Annotated in this window: 1 pseudogene; it reads left to right on the top strand. The window is 45.5% G+C overall.

Annotated elements, in window-relative coordinates:
- Nucleotides 1–283, top strand: a pseudogene (locus tag D1Z90_RS21440) (alpha-amylase family glycosyl hydrolase); the annotation flags it as partial.
- Nucleotides 284–600 lie beyond the last annotated feature (317 nt).

Genomic DNA, 600 nt, shown 5'->3' with positions numbered 1-600 from the left:
GCCTTGTTTACCCTTTTATCTAGAAGAGTATTTTGATTTAGTGGATTGGACCGGCAGAGCCATCAGAGATGATAAGAAAGGCCATATTCCCAAACACCGACCCAAACTGCTGGATGCACTGGGCATCGCTGAAGAATCATGGGTATATTTGGTGAAAGATTTCAGCCGCTGCTTTGGCTGTGCGGCCGGCAGCTGGGAGCACCTCACTCAACATTGTGCGCGTAGCGGCCACTATTGGAGTAAAGGCCATCATGCTTGTGACAAACTGAGTGGCTGCGGCTAACAAGCACCTTAACTTTTCAACTGAACCCTTTCGCGCCGCCAAAGGCTTCTTCGAAGCTTATTATCTCTCGCCATCCTTTTGAGCGGCACCGCAAGCAAACACTTGTTTGCAGTATTTTGAATTGAAATACCCTCAATAGCGATAAATGCTATTACCTTTGAGCCATCACTTGAACTGCTTGTATGTGCTAAACGAATAAGGATAAGCTAGCTAAGAAGTGGCTGTCCTGTCCTCTGCCCTATGAAACTGACTCCGAACACTTCTGGCAAAATATATATGCTTTTTACCTATGCTTAAATAGCAGAGACTTTGATGAA

It is taken from the genome of Motilimonas pumila, assembly GCF_003596335.1.
Taxonomy (GTDB): domain Bacteria; phylum Pseudomonadota; class Gammaproteobacteria; order Enterobacterales; family CBDFNC01; genus Motilimonas; species Motilimonas pumila.
Note: the sequence above shows the minus strand (reverse complement) of the source record. Positions and strands in the feature narration are given on the sequence as shown.